This is a genomic window from Labrys methylaminiphilus subsp. lupini (assembly GCF_051161885.1).
Taxonomy (GTDB): Bacteria; Pseudomonadota; Alphaproteobacteria; order Rhizobiales; family Labraceae; genus Labrys.
The window spans coordinates 3231064-3249890 of record NZ_JBMDIH010000001.1 but is presented as its reverse complement, the minus strand read 5'-3'; the positions used below and the strand labels follow the sequence as shown (position 1 = coordinate 3249890).

Here is an 18827-nt window from a genome sequence, read left to right as displayed (position 1 = left end):
TGATCACGCAATGCAAAAAAACTGAAACTTGCCTGTTGCAATCCGTCACGGGCTTTGGCATAGAGCGCCCACGCCGATGCAACGAGCATCTGCGGCCCACGGATGCGGGAGTAGCTCAGGGGTAGAGCACAACCTTGCCAAGGTTGGGGTCGAGGGTTCGAATCCCTTCTCCCGCTCCAGTGGACCACTTAAAAACTCTCAACATATCAATGTCTTGCGATAGGTTGGCCTTCGGGCCACCTATCCAGGCTTGTGCCTACCGGTGCGCAACGAATCCGGAACATCCCTCCCCAAGTGGGGGAAAGTGGGGAAGCGTTCGGCCTGATTCGTTCTCCTATCCCCTCCCGACGCCAGGAAGCCAAAGCCGTGATTGGCTGAATGGGAGGGCTTGGCGATGAGTGATTGGCAACCAATTGTGACGGCGCCGAAGGATGGCACCGTAATCCTCATCTCATCGGATGGTTATGTCGAAGCCGCATACTGGGGCCTCGCCCCAAACACTACTGGGGGTGATGAAAAATACCCGTGGGTTATCCTTGATCCAACCAATATGACCAATGGCAGGCAAGAGGGAAAGTACGGGCCGGATTGCTGGATGCCACTTCCACAATGCCGAAGAGGTGAGGTGTAGCCATGAGAAAAAAGGAATTTTCGCCGCGCCAGATTCGAGCATTGCAGCGTTGCGAGGAAGCGAGCGCAACAGGGGCCTCTTCATATTGGCTCAGCCGCCATACGCCGATGACTGCCCCTCAGATATCGGCAACGCTGCGCCAGCTCAAAACTCGCGGGTTGGTGAGCAACGGCAAGGAAAATAGCCCCTATTACCATTGCATGTGGAGCCTGACCAAGGCTGGCCAGAGCGCTTTGGATGCTGTCCGCGCCAATGGGCTCACTCCCCACTCGGATAGTTAAGCGGATCATGGCGCTCTGAGAAATTCTCCGAACTCAACACCACCCGCATGCCGTGGCGCAATAGGATGCGCTTATGCGGGTGCTCTTCGACGGCAGCACCAAAGGCACGGCGCGCCATCAGAATTCCATCGCAGGCGGCAATGGTCTCGTAATCCTTCTCCGGCTCGTGAACATGGCCCCAATCCTCCACGCAATAGTTCAGGCCACCCGGTCGCGGCCGGAAAAACATATGCATCAAAACTGAGACCTGAATGGACATGGCCGCCTCCATGTTCCCAGTTTGTTCTTGGGGAGGAGGAGAGTCAAGGCCCCTCCCTTAGCGCGTTGGCGTGATGCCCTGCAGGCGGCGGTTCTGATCGGCGATGGTGGTTGTCAGGACCTCCACCTTGGTACCCACCGAATTGATGTCCTTGCGCAGGACCTCCAACCGGTCGCCAAAGCTGTCGACGATGCGGTCAACCCTGACATTGGTATTGATGATCTCTCCTTCCGCTTTGGTGAGGCGGTAGACGATCGAATCGACCGGGGCAATCTTGGTCTCTATCGCGACAAACCGAGCTTCGGTGTTGCTCCGTATCTCGGCATAGGCTTTGTCCTGGTTGATCTGCCAGGCCAGATTGGCCGCCTGGTTGGCCTCCATCCTATTCCATGCGGTGACCACGGTTACGAGGATGACGGCAAGCGTGATCAGATTCCCTGCGTCGAAGGTTGAACTGATCCATGATGGCCGTTGCATATGCATGGGGCGATCCTCTTCTGGTTGGTTCGCAATGTCCTCCACTGGTGGAGTATCCTTCAGTTAAGCAGTGGCACAACAGGTGGAGGATGGAGGCGCCAGGCTATGGCGCCACCGTGACCGACGATGCGGTTTTGGGGTCGATCTTGACGATGTTCGCGGCGTCCTTGGCGTCATCGACGACGACAGCCTTGCCGGGATCATTGGCGACATCCGCGGCGCGCTTGTTGGGCCGGTTCTTCCAGAACGAATAAAAGACCGTCGCGCCGGCGATCACGCCACCAACCGCCGTGGTGACAGCGCTCTGGTTCTGCATGATGTAGTCGAACTGCTCCTGAGAGAGCCAGCCCTTGCCGATCAGGATGCCGGCGATGAGAGGCATGAGCTTCCAGAAGGCGGCAAGCATCTGCTGCCAGTTGAGATAATCCGAGAGTTTCATGTTGCGCCTCCAGTCCGGAAGCGAGCGGAAGCCTTATCGAAATCAGCGTCGACTTTCGCGTTCAAGGCATCGATCGTGGCGACCTGTTCTGGTGTGAGCACATCGTTGCCCTGAAGGGTGGCGATGATGCCGGTCACAACCGGGATGAGATCCTGTGCCTCTTTCAGGATGACCGGAATCCACTGTTCGAGCAGTGTCACGATCTTGTCGACGGTCTTGTTGTCGGTGAGGTTCTGGACGAGGTTCAGGATGATGTTCAGCACGAGGCCAATGGTGGTGATATCCATGGGGATGGCTCCTAGCCTTTGATGTCTTTGTTGAGGGCGGCTGTCGCGGCCACCACGGCGTCATAGGCAGCGCGAACACCGATGCCCTCGGTGGTGCCTTTGGAAGCCACCCACAGGCTGTTGCGGGCCGCTGTACCGGCATCCACGTCTGCGACGATGGTTCGGCCAAGGCTCTGCGTGATGCAGCCGTCCTTGATGGCCTTCTGGCCTTCTTTGCAGTCGGGCAGGTTGAGGACGTTGGTGGCGGTAGCCTTCACACCGTCGAAGCCCTGGACGGCGATAGCGACCTGCTTCTGAGAGACGGTGTAGCCGGCGATCTTGTTGAGGGTCGAGCACGAGGCGAGGGCGAGCACCAGCATCGCCGCGCCAAGGAGAGCACGAAGTTTCATGAGGAATGGTCCTTGTTGGGGAGGGGAGACGCGGTTACACGCCGACGCGGCCGGCGAGCCAATAGAAGACGCCGCAGACGAGGCAGAGCAGAAGAAAGCCAGTCATGCTGAAGCTTTCAGGGCTGAGAGGAACTTGATGTGGTAGGCAGAGATCAGGACGGCACGGTCAGGAAGCGTTTCGCCTTTGCGCTTTCCGTTGATGATTGACCTTGCCCAAATCGGGTCACTCTTTGTGCTGTTGAAATAGCTCGCCAGACGCTTGCCGGTGAACCAGCCCTCCATCATGCCAAGCACAGCGACAGGGGCGGCGATCTCAGGCTGCATGGCCTTGTCTGGGTTACTCACCAGATCGACGCCTAGTTCCTTGCTGGCGCGCTCATAGTTGTATTTCCAGGTGAGCTGGACATAGCCGCGGCCGTAATAGGTCTTGCCCGTCACCTTGTCCGGCGAGCCATAGGCGCGGCCTTTGCCCTTTCCGTACTCAGCAATGGGCTGCATGGTCTCGGCCGTCTCGTGCCAAGCGGTTGCCAGCACATAGGCGAACTTTCGGAGATCGCCGTCGCCATCTTTATCCCATGCGGCCGACAGGACATTGAAGCCATTGACCTGATCCTGAGTGAGCTTGCCGAACGCGCTCTTCACCTTGGCGAAGAAGGGGGCGCCGATCATCACTTGCCCCCAATCATCTTGGACAGCGCGGCAGCATCACGGTTCGACATATCGCCGCTGGTGCTGCGCCATCCGCAATTTGAGGGCGAAAAGCAGATCGTGGTGCAGGACATCAGGGCGAGCAAAGTCGCCCCGAGAAGCAGGGTGCGGAACATGGAAGTTGTCCTTGTTGGGGATCGGGTATTGCGCCGGCCTACCGTCATCGGCAGGATGCATGGCCGCTGAGAGGTTGAGAGATGACTATTCGCAGAAGCTACTATGTCGACCGCGACCCGACCGGCTTTGGCTTCGACGTCCAAATCGAGCGGGACGGCATGAGATCAAGGGTTTACCCGACCAAGGATGAGGCCTTTGAGTTCGCCAAAAGCTCATCAGAGGCACAATCGGCGGCGCAGCGCAGAGACGCCGATATCTACGTCAGGGAAGATGACGGAGAATTCCATCTCAGATGGATGTACAGGCACGACGCCGCTAAGAGGGTTATCTGATGCGGACGCACTGAAGATTGCCGTTGGCGTTGGAGGTGCTACCGGAGAACTGAGCGACACCCACCAAATAAATCGTGCTTGAGGCTGTCAGGTCAAAGGCATAGCTACCGGTGTTGAAGATGCCGCCTTGGCCCGCCGCCTGATTGGTGACCTCTTGAAAACCACCTTGGACGCCATTGGCCGGGATCGTTACCGAGGTCGTGTTCAAGGCCCCCTGGACAACAGCCAGGGTTGTGCCACCAGCTGGCAGATACTGGATATTCCCCTGGCATAGCCACTTACCAGGAGGCAGAGCCAGCGAAGCCGCGTTGAAGTTCACATTCGTTGTGATCGCAAAGGCGGCCGGGTTGCTCTGAGCAGTGAACCCAAGGTTGACGTTCCGGAAAAGCGCCGAATTGTTGTCGGTGTTGTTCCAGACGATATAGTTCGCAGCCGGCTCAATCGGCACGAAGGCCGAGGTGAACACATTGTCCTTGAACAGGATGCCGACTGAGCCAGCATCCGCCTTGAATACGCTGGACGTAAAAGCGAGGTTGCCAACCTCGATGGTGTTATTGGTGATCTGGGAAACCAGAGGATTGATCGGACCAGTCAGACCGCATGCATTGTCAGAGCGGACATGGATGAAGTCGCCGATCCCGATAGCTTGGGCATTGTTCGAAATAAAGGCGTCCCGGATATTGACCGTATTCGCCCGGCAGATGCGGATGAAGTCTGCTCCGGTGCCGTTCCAGGTGGTTGCCGGAATAGCCGGGGCAAGCAAGAAATCGCCGCCACGAACGATTACGTGCCAGCCACGATCGACATCAAGGCAAGTCGTCGTCGCATCGCAGGAGAAGTTGTCGATGGAGAACTCGAATGGCGAGTAATTGCCGGCAGTGCCGGTCATCGCACCAGTGATCTGGAGCCCACGGCGACAGCCGCCGCCACCCGAATTGGTTATACGCTGATCTTCAAGCCCAGCACCAAGGGCATAGAACCGATAGCAAAGTTCGTACCCCTGCATCAGGCTATTGGAGATGTGGTTGATGAAGGTGCCACCAACAGCCTGGCCAGTGCCTGTGTCAGTGTGCGGGCCGCCCTGGATCTCCAAGCCAGTACCGAGCCCGGTGGAGCCGCCGGCGCGCTGCGTGTAGCAAAACACCGAGTCGATGACCATGCCAGCGCCGTTCTCGGTGCGGATGCAATTGTTAAACCCCTGGAAATTAAGGTTCTTGGCCAGCAAGTTTGTCTGGGGGCGAAAGCGCGCCTGAATGGCATAATTGGCGCTGGTATTGGCTGTCTTGATCGCCCCGAAGTTCTCCAATTCCAGGCGTGCAGAGACGAGCGGATCAGAGCCGCCCTGGCAATAGTTGATGAGATCCACATCTGCATTGACGTTGAAGATCGTCGCCTGTGCTCCTGAGCCATTAATGCGGACATTGGGGCCGCACGCCGACAGCGTCTTGTTGACTGTGGGCTTGCTGGGGCCAAGGTTGATCGAGATGGGATTGGAGCCAGCAGCGGTGATGAACGATTGCAGAACCACCCAATCGAGTTCATCGGTAAGGGCCGTAGCCGCTGGCAAGATCGCCTGCCATTGGCCGAGGGTCCACCCCGTTGTTGGGCGCCCATTGATCGTGGGAGCGGAGGCCAGCGTGCGCGATGTATTATCACCGCGGTAGCCGAAGGCCCTCAGCTCGCGCTCGGTGATTTGAGACAGGTTCCGCGTTGCAATCGGGAGATCCCAAGATCCGATGCGCGTATCTGTGCACCCGATCTGAATGCCCTTATCGACATTCGGCGACGTCAGATCCCAGATGGTGAGGCAGCGGGTCGTGCCGGAGTTGTCGATCTGGAATGTCGGCGTGCCCTTAGCTTGCGCAACGGCAACGGTCGCAAAGAGTGCCAGGAGAAAGGCGAGGAAACGGGTCATACTGGCTTACTCCGGGCGAGTGTCATGAAGGTGGCCATCTGCGGGCTACTCCAGCCAGTCGCAGTCTGGATTAGGGTATAGAGGGGATCATTCGGGGCCATGGCCGAGCCGGCGAACCACTGCGCAGCTTGAGCCGCTATAGTTGGATCGGTCGACAACGGATCGGCATAGGCATTCACGTTGGGGACCATGTTCGACCCGGCCGGATTGCTCGTATCCTGTAGTGCAAGATAAACTTGGCGTTTCGTCACCGACCCGGCCGGGCCGATCACCCCGGTACCGATCGCGATCGCAAGCTGAGAAAAAGTCACCAGCCCGTCGCCGCGCGTTGCATCCGCGGCGCCAATGACCTGCGATCCACCGGCATTGAAAGGGCCAGTCCCGTCGTCCAGTTCGCCCTTGGTAAGCGAGCGTGCCATCATGTCGAGAATGTATTGCTCGACCATGGCCCGGCGGTCATGGGCGCCATTGACGGTCTTGGATGGTTGCGGGCCGCCGTCTTGCAGGTTCATGTTCTGCGTAGGCGGCACCTTGCGGAGGATGATCAGTGTCGAGCCAGTGACGGGCGCCGCCACCATTGTCGCCGTGCCACCAGCCGGATTGCCGGCGCCGGTCAGCGTGTAGTCTGTGGCCAGGATCTTGGTCGTGTAATTGCCTGAAGCGTCCTTGATTGCGACAACAAGATCTGTGTTCGTCGTGAACGGAGGCGGGAAGGCAAATACGGTCGTAGTCCCGTCGCCCGCATAGCTCCGGCGGTTGTCATAGCTGGGGATTGTCATGAGGGCTCCGGGTAAAGAAAAACCCGCCGGGTGAGGGCGGGCTGTGGTAGAAGAGCTGTTCGTTTCAAGCAGAGGGCGGCAAGGATGAATGCGGCTGCAATCATCGGCTATTTCACGGGTGTGACACTTGACCCATTGGGATGGATCGTGGCCATTGTGGCCGCCATCCTTTTCAGAAAACTGTCCTGGGATAAGTCATTGGCAGCAACAATGGTGGCAACGGCAGTTGCCTATCTCGGGATTGGGATGCTTCTGCGCAAAGGTGATATCCCATCCCATTTGCTTCTGGCCTGTCTGTTCGCCAGCATCGTATGGGGCGGCATAGCCACTGTCATTGCGAAGAAGCTCATTCCTACCTCTGCCCCCAAGTAGTCTGGCCATAATCCTTGAAGCGTTGGCGGGCAGCTCGAGCGGTAGCACCAGGCGTTGCCCAGTCCCGCGCATTGTTCAGGATGAGATAGTCCAGAGCTGGTTTGGTATAGAACAGATTGGCGAACGGCGCGTTGCCCTGGAGCAGGCTGATCCATTGGGCCGCCGGACTGGCTGATTTACCACCTTCCAGCTTACCCTGCAGATAATCGCGGGTGGTCAATCCTGCCTTGATGACATCGGCTGCCGTACCAATCGTAGGGCCGGCCAATGTCTCAAGAGGGCCGCCACCGAAACGATTGTTCTGGGCAAACAGGTAGTCGCCATAAATACCAAGCGCGCCGCCTTGCTGGAAGGCTGCAAGCATGGTCTTCGGGTCCGATGGATCGCGCGGCGGCCAGTTGCCCTTCAAGGCATCCTTCATCACCATGGCCATGTATCCGGCAGCGCCAAGGCCAGCAATGATCGTGCCGATATGTGCGCCGCCTTCCCATGACAATGCACCGGTCCGCTGACCAAAGGCGGCGCGGCCCAGAACTCGCTGTGTGAAGGCAATGGGGAAGCCCTTGAATTGGCCGATGTAGCGAATGGCTTCGCCAGCCTTGGTGCCGGCCCTGAGCCCCTGAGTGGAGAAGGCGCGCGATCGGGCATCCGTGGAGATCATGGCGTACCTGGATTGATCGGCCACAAAGGCGCGGACCTTCATTTCCAAATCGAAGCGAGCCTCGTCAGCATCGCGAACGGTCTTTCCAATCAGAGGCGCAACAGCCTCGTCACTGAGATCGCGCATGCTGTCACCGAGGATGTAGGAGCGCCCATTTGAAAGCCGCGCTTCTGCCTGCCTGAGAACGTTCCAGCGAGCCTCATCGATGCCGCCTTGCAGCAGGACATGCTGATAGGCAGGAGGCAACTTGGAGAACTCCTTCGAAGCTCGCATGCCCATCTCAGCGGCAATGGTGCGGACGGAGCCACCACGCATGATGCCATCCCACCACGTCATGCCGTTCATCTTGAAGAACTTCTCCATCAGCGTGGAGACTTTTCCCAGAGGTGCGTCATTCGCCGTTGCGTCGGCATTGATATGACCGATGATGCCTTCAAAGCCCTCATTCAGAAGGTAGGTGATTTCCTTCTGCTCGCCCTTGGGGCGACCTTCCAGGATGCTGCCGAGGCTATCGGTCAAGCCCTTCCAGAAGCCGCTACCGCGGAACTGTGCGGCGATAGCGTTTGTCACAACGTCGGCCGGCATGGAGGAGATCGTCGCTCCACCGAGTTTGGCCATGGACTGAACAGCGCGGATGTTGCTGCTGATCATCGCCATGTTGGCGTTCACCGGGCGAGAGGCAAGCCCTGACATGATGTCCAGATCGACACGAATCGAACCGCCATCCGTGCGCAACTTCTGGATCAGCTTCTGCTTCTGGGCCGGGTCAATCTTGGGATCGTCACGGATATCGCGGGCCATCCTGTCAGCCAGCTTGATCACCATGTTTTCCGGATTGGCGCCAAACATCTGCATGGCCGCGGCTAGCTTGGCTGCCTTGCTCTGATGCGCCATGATTGAGGAGGAAGTGTTGCCGTAGCCATAGGTATCACGATAGGCGATCACCGCATCGGCATCCTTGAAGTGTAGGACGCGTTCTTTGCCAAGAGACTTGGCGAGGTTGGCCGGATTGACGCGGCCGGAAGACTGGCGCTCGACAGGCTTGGATGAGATGCCCGTGACAATGGTGTCGTACACATCATCCAGGATATCGCGGACTTCTGCCATGGACTGGGCTTCAGGGAAGGTGCGCTCCATGTCGAGAAGCTTGGTGATATCGTCGACCCACTTCACCTTGCCGGCGCGCATGAGCAAATGATCATCGTGGGTCTGTGCGCCGGCCCAGCCGTCCAGCTTGCCGATCGAGGCTCCAAGCTTGTTCAACTGGACGCGGCTCATCTCGGCATAAGTCGCATAGACCTTGGCGATGTACTGGGCGTCCTTGTTCTTGGTGATGCCTGGCGTTCCGCCTTCGCGCAACTCCATCATCTCGCGGACGACATCATTGTCGAACTCGCGATGGCGCAGCATTTCAAAGACTTCCGGCCGCTCGCGCTGGATCTGGCCGAACATGTCTCCCAGGAACATGCCACGGAAGGAAAGGGAGTTGGCATCGACCGAAACGCGGCTGCCTTCCACTCGGCTTTCCGTGCCACGCATCAGGCTCTGAAGCACCGTATGAGGCTTCATGCCCTGGGCCTTCATCTTGTCCGAAACCTCAACCAGCTTGTCGAGTGTCAGGATGTTGATGGCCTCGATCCGCTTGTTGATGGAGGCGGCGATCTGGGCACGTTGCGCTTCGACCTCGGCCTTCTGCTGCAAACGGTCTGCAAGATTGCCTGTCTCGCCTCGGGCGATCAGCCGTTCCTTCTCGTCCGATACCTTCTGGAAGGCCTGGAGGATTTCATCGTCAGTCAGCTTTCCGCCGCTGGCTTCCTTGGCGGCATTGAAGCAGGCAGCGTCAGGACGATAATTCATATCAGACACGCCACGGCAGCACGGAGAGCTTCGCCCCAGCTTTTCGCCGTCTCTAAGTTGTCATTGGCAGTTTGCATTGCGGCACGGTCGGCTTCCGTCAGGCGGCCTTCCTTGTCCAACTGATCGAGCCACGCCTGTTCCTTGAATTCTCCGGTCTCATAGTTGACGCCATTCGCCTCGGCAACCTCTTCCGGTTTGGCTGGCTTGCCGACGGCCTTCGCCGCCTGGAGGGCCTGGGGAGAGGTGCGTTCCTGTGCCGGCTTCATGGCGATATTGTCGCGAGACAGAGGGGCCGGTGCAGATGATACAGTGTCGGGGCGGGCGGTAGCAGCCGCCTCTTGCGGGCGAGAGCCTTCTTCCTGAAAGCGCTGGATTAGGCTGGCGCGCTCGGTCTCCATCTTGCGTCCTTGCTCGGCACGAGCATTCAGGCTGGGGTCGCCATGGTCAACGATCTTGATCTGATCAGGGCTGAACACCACCCAATTATCGGCAACGGCGCTGCTGGCATCGGTATAGCCTGGGTCGCTGATCTGTTTGAACTGTACCGCGTCGTGGCCGTCTTCCTTGGCCTTGCGGAGGATATCAGCAACTTCCTTTTCGTTGATCTCCCTGCCGCCATACTCGACAACCAGCGGGTTCTTGGCATCAAGATGTGCAGTGACGACCCGGCCTTCGGTGATCGCCGACTTGCCAAACATTTTGGTGACCGCCTCGTTCAGCTTCTTATAGCCGCCAAGGGTGAGCTTGTTCAGAGTGCGGAGAAGCGGGCTGACTTCATAAGGGTCGTCCTTGGCATACCCGCCGGCCACATCCTTGTTCTCGGTGAAGAAGAAGCCTTCCCTGGCTGAGCCTGCACCGGTTTCCTTGCCGAGCTTTTCGCGGTCGAACTTCTCGAAGCGATTGAAGGTGCCATGATAGACAGACACCAATTCGCCGGCATCATTGCGCGCCTTGCTCTCCGGTGCCCATTGGGCCGTAGGCGTTTCGATGTTCTTGGCGAGAGAGCTTGTTTCGGGCGTCCGCTCGAAATCCTTGAGAGGCTGAAGCTCTGGTGCGGCCACCGGTTCGGGCGAGAAGTCGCCCTTGATATACCGATCCTGAATATCCTTGCGGGCCGTTTCGATCTTGTCAACCACAGGCTCGCGTGCGGCCCTGGCATCAGCCAAAGCCTTTTCGCGAAGGGGAATGGCTTGCTCCAGTTCCTGCAGCCGGTCGACCGTTGCAGGGTCTAGCCTATCGAAGACGGCCTTCACCTTGGCTTGGACGTCATCCATTTGCTTCTGCAGTTGAGCGCGCTGCTTGTCCGAATTGGCTTTATCGGCCGCATCCGACAGGCGTTGATAGGTGGCGTCGAGCTGCTGTGCCTCGATGAAGGCGGCTCGCGTCGATCCAAAACGCTCATTGTCCATGCTCTCGGAACGAAGAGAAGCCAGTTCGCCCTGATTGCCTGCAATGGCAGTGTCGAGTTCAGAGAGCCGGCGCAGATCCTCTGGCATCGTTTCGGACAGGACACGGCTGGCATAAGCCGATGGCAATTCCCGCTGCACTCGCCCCGCAAGATCGTTCACATGGGTGATGGCGTTATCGCTGAGATCAACGACGCCATCATTGGCAAGACCTGCAACAGCCTCGCGCAAATTGGCCATGGACTGTTGGCCTTCACGGATCGTAGAAAATCTCTGCTCCAGTTCCGTACGAAGGGCGGCCGCACGTGCATTGGCGCGGACATGGAAGATGCCGCCGATAGCACCAAAGCCAGCGCCAAGGGCGGCGCCCATGGCCATCTGTGAAACCTGAGACTGCCAGGAGACATCATCGCCGTACTGCGCTCGGGTGCCTGCCGTCAGAAGCCCAGCAATGCCCTGGTTCAATGCAGCATCGGCACTGGCCACAAGAGCCCGCCCGCCGATGACGCCGAACCGTGCGACGGCAGCTGATGCAGCGCCTTCACCAAGGACAGGGATATAGTTGATGGGATCGAGGGCGCTCCCCGTCAACGTGCCGGCGAACGCCACGATTGGGTGACTGGCTGCCATCTCCTCGCGCACGGCCTTGACGTCCCAATAGGCCGAGAGATCGCGGGCACGGTTGACGGTCATGTTATCTGACCACGGGATCGCCTCGCGATAATAGGGCGATGCCTTATATTGCTGCTGGTTTAGCGGCTGGTCGCCGCGCTGCTTGATCTCCGGATCGGTCTCTTGCCTGATCGCCGGCGACACATCGGTCAGCAGATCATTCATGTTGACCGGCGGAACGCGGCTTGCATCATCGGTCGGGACGAACTGCCTGCCCTGATCAATGGTCTGCGACTTGATGGTGGTGCCGAGGCCGAAGGAATCGAGCGCACCCTGCGTTACAGCTGCCCCGAACGATTGCGAGGCCGAGAACGGCTGATCGAAGGCGTGCGTCAGGAACTCCTGCGGCGTGTAGGCATCGCCGCTAGGACCATCCATGAAGGAAAATGCCATCTATCAGTTTCCGAGCTGACTAGGATCGACCATGTCCCGGGCCCGTTGAAAGGCATCAGAACCAGACGTTGGAACCCCGTTGGTCGGGGGTTCCGGTGCTTTGATCTGTGGCACGGTTCCCGCCTTTGGCGCGGCCTGAGGCGGCAGGAAGTTCATGCCTGTCTGGCCGGCCCCTCCGAGGAACCAGGGCGCGCCCTGAGACTGGGTTGGCTGACTCTGCTGCTGAGCAGCCTGATCTGCTGCCTGGAAATCACCGAGCTTGAACACGAGGGGCTTGCCGTCTGTGCCGGGAACAAACTTGTTGGTGTAGGGGTCGAGGAAGGCGAAGCCATCACGGCCATAGTTGATGATCTGGCCGCCGTTCATAACGTTGCTGGTTTGCGCTTTGATATCGGCCGCCATCACAGCCTCAGTCGTCGGGTTGCCTTTGGCTATGTTTTTCTCACGAATGAATTGCGTTGCAGCATTGGCTGCAGCCGCTTCGATCTGTGGCCGCATCGCAATCATGCCGCGGGAGAGAGAGCCCAGGTCTGCGCCATCGGGTATGATGGCTGAGAAGTTCATGCCGCCGAACGTATTGCTGTAGGCGTGCTGCTTGCCGAATAGATCTTGGGCAGCATCCTTGACGGCCTTGGTGGCGTCCGTTTCACCCTGAGCGATGCGAAGCTGTGCCGACCGCTTCAGGATCTCCATGCCATCTTGGGCGCGGCCGATATTGTCTGGGTTGCCGTTCTGGAGACCATAGGCCATGTTGCCGATCTGGCCGGGAGCCATGAGCGCCGCGACTGCTGTATTGATATCAGCCGTCTTCACTGCCCCATCCGTGGGAAGCTTGGCAGGATCGAGCATGACAGCAGACATCAACCGATCGCCGGCCCCTTGATCGCCGCGGGAATAGGCCTCGATCGCCCCGGTCATCGTTGTCGGCAGACCGGCCTTTACGAGCTGTCCGAAGATCGCCTTCTGTTGATCGGGGTTGTTGGTGCGGAGGATGGCCCCCAAGACAGGCGCCATGCGCTGCTGCACGGTCAAGGCATCGTTCTTGTATGCATCCAAGGTCTGTTTGGCGAAATCGTCTGGCAGCAGTTTCTGGTTCTGCGGCGTGATACCGATCTGAGACTGTGCAGCAGCCATGGCGGCAAGGGCATTCCGATATCCATCCGGCGTGTTGGCGCTCTGCCATAATGCTGCGACCTTCGGATTGATGCTCTTGATGTAGCCAGCTGGATCTTCCTGACGCATCTTGATCGTAGTGGCGCCCGCCTTTGCCATCGCCTCATAGCGAGACTGGGCCATGGCGAAACCATCGCCAGCGCCGATAGGCTTCGAGGCCTCGATATCAGACTGAATCTGCTCAGGCGTCATCGACTTGAAGGCGTCGATGTGTTGGCCAATGTCCTGGACTTGGCGGAAGCTAGAATACCGCTGCGCGCCTTCCTGAGGACCGTAGGCGGCAGCGAAGTCCTGCTGCGTAGGCATGCGCCCATCATAGCGGCCCGTGGTCATCAGGGCGGCTGAGGCGTCCTGTACGCGCGGCTCCAGTTCACCCTGCGCGATAGCACGGTTCTGGTTCTGCGCAGTGCGGGCCGTATTGATGAGGCCATCCCATTGATCCATGGTGATGGAAGCGAACTGAGGATTAGGTGTCGACGATCCAGCTTCAGTCTCGCCTGGCTTATAGTCACCACCCGCCAAACGCCGGGATTGATCGCGACGGTTGCTCCACCCATGTGAGGCAGTAGCGCCACTCTCTGACCCTTGCGGACGCTCATAACCCGTAACGAACACACCTGCCGCTTCGTCTGGCGTCTTAGCAGCCAGAAGCTTTTGCTTCACGCCAGAATAGCCGGTGTTCAACTCATGATCGACGAAGGCAAGTTGCACACCTAGGTCATGCCAGTCTTTGCCCTGCGCTGCGGCAAAAGCCTTGAGGTTTGTCGCGCGGGTGCTGTTCCACTGGGCGATCCCAATGCTATCGGTGCCATCCGACCCGTCGCCGGGGTTCCGGCTCTTGACGTTCAGGCCCCCGCTTTCATGCACGAGATTTCCAACAATGCCGGCCGCCTGCTCACGGCTGTAGCCGCGGCCGATGAAATAGGACATCGCAGCGCTTTCACGGTCAGCCTGTGCTGGGCCAATGGCGCCCTTGGGGAGAGCAATAGAAGCCCCGTCACGACCGGCCATTTCCTTGACCTTATCGGGGTCATCGCCGGCTAGACCTTTGACCTGTGCAATCTCAATGCCATTCTTATAGCTGTCCTTTGTCAGCGCCCTTTGCTGCGGGGTCAGATAAGGGGCATTGTCGATGCGGTCGAAGAGGGTCTTTTCAGCCACATCACGGCCAGCAGGATTGTTGCGAACCTCGTTTTGAGTGGCCTCATACAGCCCCTTCACGGTGTTCAGGCTGTAATTGTTGCCGAGCGTATATTCGTCACCTGCCGATTGCGTTTCCCAGCCTTGACGTAGCAACGAGATTTGCCCCGCGACTTTCTCGCGTTGATCGGCAGGGACACTCGCGACATACGTCTTAGCATTCTCGTCGAACTGGGCCATCCAGGCGCCGTGGAGACCATCGCCATCCTGAGGCGCGCTATTCTGCTGGAAATCCTGATAGAGCGTCTTCTGTTGCGCAGCGAAAACGTCGGTGTTGTTATCGGTATTGAAGGCCCGCTTCTGTTCCTGGATCTTCTGGTAATGATGCAGCCCTACAGCCGCCTCGCTCAGCCCCTGGCCAAGGTTCTGCAGCCCGGCGCCAATAGCCTCGGCACCAGTGCGCACCTGTGGCGTCGAGCCTGGGTTGAGCCCAACGCTGGCCTGCTCAGTCGGGAAACGAGGCATTTACGAACCCATTCCGAAGACATTCCCGAACATCGTGCGCTTCGGGTCATACATCTTGCCGATCTGCCCGAGGCCGCCGAACAAGCTGCCGGCCGCATTGAAGTAGCTGCCAGTCTGAGCGTTCTTGCCGGAGATGTTCGAGAGCTTGGCCTGATAGTTCAGGGTGTCGGCCTGATTGCGGGCGTTCCAGCGAATTGCCGATGTATCGAGCGCACCTTCGCTTGCCGTTGAGCTGATGACGTCGGACGGGCTGCCATCAAGAGTAACACCAGATCCGCCAACCAGGGCCGTCTGCGTGCCCATCGTGTTGTTGACCTGATCCTGACGGCGGGCGGCCTGATACTCTCCGGTCTGCGTCTCGATCAAAGCCTGCCTGCGATAGGCGTCCGCCTGAGCATCAGCTTGCGCCTTGGCCGCGCTGCCCTGCTGGATGGCGCCGACTGCGCCCATGGCAGCACTGAGACCAGCGATAAGGATCGGTGGGCACATTCTACGGCTCCGGATCTGTGACAGGCGTGATGGAGCGGATGGTTGCGGGTAGGGGGCCATCGGCGATCATGACGAGTTCACCCTTGTCGCCCCACTTGGTTTCAGGTCGCGCATCATGAAAACCGGTGTGAAGGGACGGAGCCTCTCCGAGGTCATCGCTCGTGCTGCGGAATGCGACTTCTTCCGCCGTTGCATCGTCGCGCCCGACGCGCAGAGAGCCGGTTTCCAGAAAGTCGATCTTGGCAAAGACGATCTTCTTCCGGCGCCCGAGACCGGAACCATCGCCCGCGGAGACAGAGGACGGCATCAGGCGGGCACGAGAGGTATAAGGCAGCCCCACGGTGATCGTGCTCGCTGGCCGGCCCGAGGCCAGTGTGACAGCACCTCCGGTGACAACCTGATCGTCCTCACGGGCGCCATCCGCCAGGATAGAGACGGTCATGCCCTCAAGGTGCCCAAGCCCCGTGACTCCCGTTGCCGGCGCTCCTACGGTCTGCAGGGCGCAATCCAGATACCAGGCATTGGCAAGCGGCATGGTGGCGAGGTTGAACGCTGGCGCCATGCGCTCAATGTAGCGTTTCGTGACGCCACCAATGGTGCGCCGGACGATGAGCCACAGTTCATTGCGCCCTTGGCCTGGAATGGTGCCGGAACTCTCCACAAAACCATTGCCGCCGACAGGGTGACGGTGAAATCCAGCCATGGACTGTTCTTTCTCATAGGTCATGCCGATGAGAGCGCCGTTGCCATTGGGGAGCCAGATAATGCTATCGGGCTCCTGGGAATAGGAGACCTCAGTGACGCCTGAGGTCAGGAGATGTTCGGAGAGGATCGAGATATCTGGAGTGGCATAGCCGACGCCGTTATCGCTCTGCACGAACTCCCGCATAGCCTTGCCGAAGCTCGATATGAAGACCGTCGAGTTGCCTACCTTCACCGGGCGGATGGCCTGAGAGGCGAAGGACGAGGCGAGCATCTGCCGGAAGTTGTTGGCCGAGAATGGCAGGTTCGGACTATCGCGGCCCATGGTGCGAGCGGCACCGGCCGTACCCATCAGGAGATCAGAGCCCTCCGCAATCCACTGGATTTCATTCACATCGGTCAGCGTGAAGGAGATCGCGTCATCATCCTTGACCGGGACGGTGACCGAGAAATCCAGGAAGGAGCCATAGCCACCCGTCTTGGTGGCCCAGATGCCCGAGGGCTGGGCATTGGTGCGGGCGTAGACCTTGCGTTGTTCGAAGGTGGCAACATGCGCCGGCCATCCAGGCGTGACACCCCAAGCGCCGAGACGCCACTGCAATGTGCCCTGAGCGACCGGAAGTGGAGCGTCGTCGAGCTTGGCCTGCACCACAGTGGTGGAGGTAACCGCGGTGATGACGAATGCGCGATAGACCGCGTTCGAACCGAGAATAGCAACGATCCGGCCGATGTCATCGGAGGTGAAGCCAGCACCACCATTGATGCCTGCCGTTGACGATGCGGTGATTGGGATCGCTGGCGCAGTGGCCATGTCCTCGGTGAAGGCCATCTCGGCAATGCCGACGTTCACCGCGCCATTGTTGGACGTGATATTGATGCGATAGCCGACATAGGCAGTCGTGTTGGTGAAGCGAAAGAAGCGAATTTCACCATCGCTCCAGCTTGATTGTCCGAACTGGCTATCTAGGACCGTCCAGTTAACGCCATCATTGCTACCCTCGAACGTCCAAGCCTTTGGTGCTCGCAATATCCATTGCTCTCCACCAACGAGGCCGGTTCCGCTCTGGACGGAATATCCAACGATGATACGCGCTGATGGGAACGTATAGGAGAGCCATTCGTTCGCAGGGCTGGATGCATTCCACGTTGTCGAGCTATCTCGATCAAAGGCTCCCCATGCTGGAAAAGTATTGACGGATGATGCATCAGCCGTGCCACTCGGAGTGGTGTTGCTGGTCATCTTTGGGATCGGGTTGCCGGTCGCTGAAGGCGTAAGCGACGTAGCGGTATCATTGATGGGGAGAAAGGGACCAAACCGGAAGTTCACGGTTGCGATCGACCAGGACGTGTCGCTCTGGCGCCTCACCCGCCGCGGCGCGTAGCTCTTGTGTGTGATGTCCAGGACGTCGTTTGTCTGGTCGAAATCGAGCTGAAACAGATCGCCATCAGCATAAGGATGCGCGACCTCAACCGTTCCTACCCGCCCACCAAGGGTATAGACCCGGAACACGCCGGCATTGAACACCAGCATGTAGGCTTGGCTGGCAGAGAAGATGAAGGGAATGAAGCGGGCGGGGCGAGTGCTATCTTTCACCTCCTGCACGAATTGCGTGCCGGGGCGGCGGGTCAGGCCACCCTGGCGCATCACCATGAAGTTTTGGCATTCCTTGAGTCCGGTCTTGAAGTGCTCCAAGTCGGCGCGGCTGTGCAGCTTTGGGGAAAGCTCACCGCGGCTGAAGACGGGCTTGAGGTCATAGACGGCCATCAGGAAGCTCTCGCGAATTCGCCGAAATATCTTTTCGCGGCTTCGAAATATGCGGCATGGGCCTTAGTTGGACAGTCGTAATTGCCAAGAAAAATGTGCTTCCTTGCAACAGTAATGTATGACTGCCATTTATTTCTGGATTTGCTATAGCTTACGCCCTTGTATCCTGATGTATTTTTCTTTGAAAGCTTTGAATTTGCGATATTCAGGGCGCGCGTCGCTACACGTAAATTGCAAATACGATTATCGAAAGTGTTCCCATTAATATGATCAACATCACCAGCGGGCCATTCTCCATAAATTATTACCCAGGCGAGGCGATGAAGCCTGTAAAGCTTGCCTCCGATCTTGAAGCGCTGGTAGCCAATGCCGTCTGTAGCTCCGATATTCTTCTTGGTTTTGAGGCTAAAAAAAACCCCGGTATCGGGGTCATATTGAAGAACGCTTCGGACATCATCAGGCGTTAAATCGGTCATTGGCGGGCGTTCTCCCAAAATGAATCTTCGGGATCATCAGGCGTGCCCTCCAGAGCATCGATGCCTTGGGCATCCTGCATGGCGGCCTGCAACTGCTGCCCGATCTGCTGGGCATAGGAGGCCTTGCCTGTGATGAAATGGCTAGCCTTCTGAGCCAGGGCCATGGCCAACACATCGGTGAACTGCTGATCGAACTGCCCGGTATTGTCGACACGGCGCACATAGCGAACCGGGCGTGGCGCCGGCTCATTGGTAAGGATCTGCGTGCCTTCGACTTTGTGTTTGATGGTCTGGCTCTCCTCGCCACCATCGCAGGTCAGAGGCATCACGCGGAGGCAATCAACCGGGACATCATAGGCATAGGACCAGCCGAACGCAGGCGCCGTTGCCGAGGCTGGCAGCATGGTCCGCGTCATGGCAAAGTTCCACGGATGCCGGCGCATCAGGCTCCAGGCGATGGGCCAGAAGTTACGTTTGAACCAACGTCCGACAGCGGAATTATCATCGATCGAGGTCAAAGGAGCCTCATCCAGATAGTCCAATGCGAGATTGGAAATCTCGGTGATGTCGAGATTGACGGAC

18 protein-coding genes and 1 tRNA gene are annotated in these 18827 nt (G+C 58.5%); 3 read left to right on the top strand and 16 right to left on the bottom strand.

The window, feature by feature from the left end; genetic code table 11:
- The first annotated feature begins 104 nt into the window (after positions 1–104).
- Positions 105–179 (top strand) — tRNA-Gly (locus ACN6KF_RS15355).
- A gap of 710 nt (positions 180–889) precedes the next feature.
- On the opposite strand, the gene ACN6KF_RS15350 is transcribed toward ACN6KF_RS15355, so the two are convergent.
- From ACN6KF_RS15350 to ACN6KF_RS15320, 7 genes are all read right to left on the bottom strand, one after another.
- The gene (locus ACN6KF_RS15350; protein ID WP_434957667.1) at positions 890–1171 is read right to left on the bottom strand and encodes a hypothetical protein; all 282 of its coding nucleotides are present in this window, start codon (positions 1169–1171) and stop codon (positions 890–892) included.
- Between the two features lie 57 nt (positions 1172–1228).
- Positions 1229–1693, bottom strand: a complete 465-nt coding sequence (locus ACN6KF_RS15345; RefSeq protein ID WP_434957666.1) for a hypothetical protein — start codon at positions 1691–1693, stop codon at positions 1229–1231.
- Between the two features lie 58 nt (positions 1694–1751).
- Positions 1752–2087 (bottom strand): hypothetical protein, encoded by a 336-nt coding sequence (locus tag ACN6KF_RS15340; RefSeq protein WP_434957665.1) that lies wholly within the window; start codon positions 2085–2087, stop codon positions 1752–1754.
- Positions 2084–2374, bottom strand: coding sequence for a hypothetical protein (locus ACN6KF_RS15335; protein WP_434957664.1), 291 nt, complete (start codon positions 2372–2374; stop codon positions 2084–2086). The genes ACN6KF_RS15340 and ACN6KF_RS15335 overlap by 4 nt, the downstream gene beginning before the upstream one ends.
- An 11-nt stretch (positions 2375–2385) precedes the next feature.
- The gene (locus ACN6KF_RS15330) at positions 2386–2763 is read right to left on the bottom strand and encodes a hypothetical protein (protein WP_434957663.1); all 378 of its coding nucleotides are present in this window, start codon (positions 2761–2763) and stop codon (positions 2386–2388) included.
- A gap of 102 nt (positions 2764–2865) precedes the next feature.
- Positions 2866–3432, bottom strand: a complete 567-nt coding sequence (locus ACN6KF_RS15325; RefSeq protein ID WP_434957662.1) for a glycoside hydrolase family 19 protein — start codon at positions 3430–3432, stop codon at positions 2866–2868.
- Positions 3432–3587 carry a hypothetical protein gene (locus ACN6KF_RS15320; RefSeq protein WP_434957661.1) on the bottom strand — a complete coding sequence of 52 codons (156 nt, stop codon included), beginning with the start codon at positions 3585–3587 and terminating at the stop codon, positions 3432–3434. Before ACN6KF_RS15320 ends, ACN6KF_RS15325 begins: the two co-directional genes overlap by 1 nt.
- A gap of 81 nt (positions 3588–3668) precedes the next feature.
- Between ACN6KF_RS15320 and ACN6KF_RS15315 the strand changes: the two genes are divergently transcribed.
- Positions 3669–3920, top strand: a complete 252-nt coding sequence (locus tag ACN6KF_RS15315) for a hypothetical protein (RefSeq protein ID WP_434957660.1) — start codon at positions 3669–3671, stop codon at positions 3918–3920.
- On the opposite strand, the gene ACN6KF_RS15310 is transcribed toward ACN6KF_RS15315, so the two are convergent.
- On the bottom strand, positions 3913–5835 hold the full coding sequence (locus ACN6KF_RS15310) for a hypothetical protein (protein ID WP_434957659.1): 1923 nt from the start codon (positions 5833–5835) through the stop codon (positions 3913–3915). The genes ACN6KF_RS15315 and ACN6KF_RS15310 overlap by 8 nt on opposite strands.
- Positions 5832–6614, bottom strand: a complete 783-nt coding sequence (locus ACN6KF_RS15305) for a hypothetical protein (protein ID WP_434957658.1) — start codon at positions 6612–6614, stop codon at positions 5832–5834. The genes ACN6KF_RS15310 and ACN6KF_RS15305 overlap by 4 nt, the downstream gene beginning before the upstream one ends.
- An 84-nt stretch (positions 6615–6698) precedes the next feature.
- Here ACN6KF_RS15305 and ACN6KF_RS15300 point away from each other — a divergent pair, with 84 nt between their 5' ends.
- A complete protein-coding gene (locus ACN6KF_RS15300) occupies positions 6699–6986 on the top strand; it encodes a hypothetical protein (protein WP_434957657.1) in 288 nt (95 codons plus the stop codon).
- Here ACN6KF_RS15300 and ACN6KF_RS15295 read toward each other — a convergent pair.
- Genes ACN6KF_RS15295 through ACN6KF_RS15265 form a run of 7 tightly spaced genes read right to left on the bottom strand, consistent with a single transcriptional unit; the run spans position 6967 to position 18787 of the window.
- Positions 6967–9513: a hypothetical protein gene (locus tag ACN6KF_RS15295; RefSeq protein ID WP_434957656.1), complete on the bottom strand. Its 2547-nt coding sequence runs from the start codon at positions 9511–9513 to the stop codon at positions 6967–6969. The genes ACN6KF_RS15300 and ACN6KF_RS15295 overlap by 20 nt on opposite strands.
- Positions 9501–11975, bottom strand: coding sequence for an ADP-ribosyltransferase-containing protein (locus tag ACN6KF_RS15290; protein ID WP_434957655.1), 2475 nt, complete (start codon positions 11973–11975; stop codon positions 9501–9503). The genes ACN6KF_RS15295 and ACN6KF_RS15290 overlap by 13 nt, the downstream gene beginning before the upstream one ends.
- A 3-nt stretch (positions 11976–11978) precedes the next feature.
- On the bottom strand, positions 11979–14813 hold the full coding sequence (locus ACN6KF_RS15285) for a phage tail tip lysozyme (protein WP_434957654.1): 2835 nt from the start codon (positions 14811–14813) through the stop codon (positions 11979–11981).
- The gene (locus ACN6KF_RS15280) at positions 14814–15302 is read right to left on the bottom strand and encodes a virion core protein, T7 gp14 family (protein WP_434957653.1); all 489 of its coding nucleotides are present in this window, start codon (positions 15300–15302) and stop codon (positions 14814–14816) included.
- 1 nt (position 15303) lies between these two features.
- Positions 15304–17769: a phage tail protein gene (locus tag ACN6KF_RS15275; protein WP_434957652.1), complete on the bottom strand. Its 2466-nt coding sequence runs from the start codon at positions 17767–17769 to the stop codon at positions 15304–15306.
- Positions 17769–18245 (bottom strand): HNH endonuclease, encoded by a 477-nt coding sequence (locus ACN6KF_RS15270; protein ID WP_434957651.1) that lies wholly within the window; start codon positions 18243–18245, stop codon positions 17769–17771. Before ACN6KF_RS15270 ends, ACN6KF_RS15275 begins: the two co-directional genes overlap by 1 nt.
- Positions 18242–18787, bottom strand: coding sequence for a phage connector family protein (locus tag ACN6KF_RS15265; protein ID WP_434957650.1), 546 nt, complete (start codon positions 18785–18787; stop codon positions 18242–18244). The genes ACN6KF_RS15270 and ACN6KF_RS15265 overlap by 4 nt, the downstream gene beginning before the upstream one ends.
- Between the last annotated feature and the right edge of the window lie 40 nt (positions 18788–18827).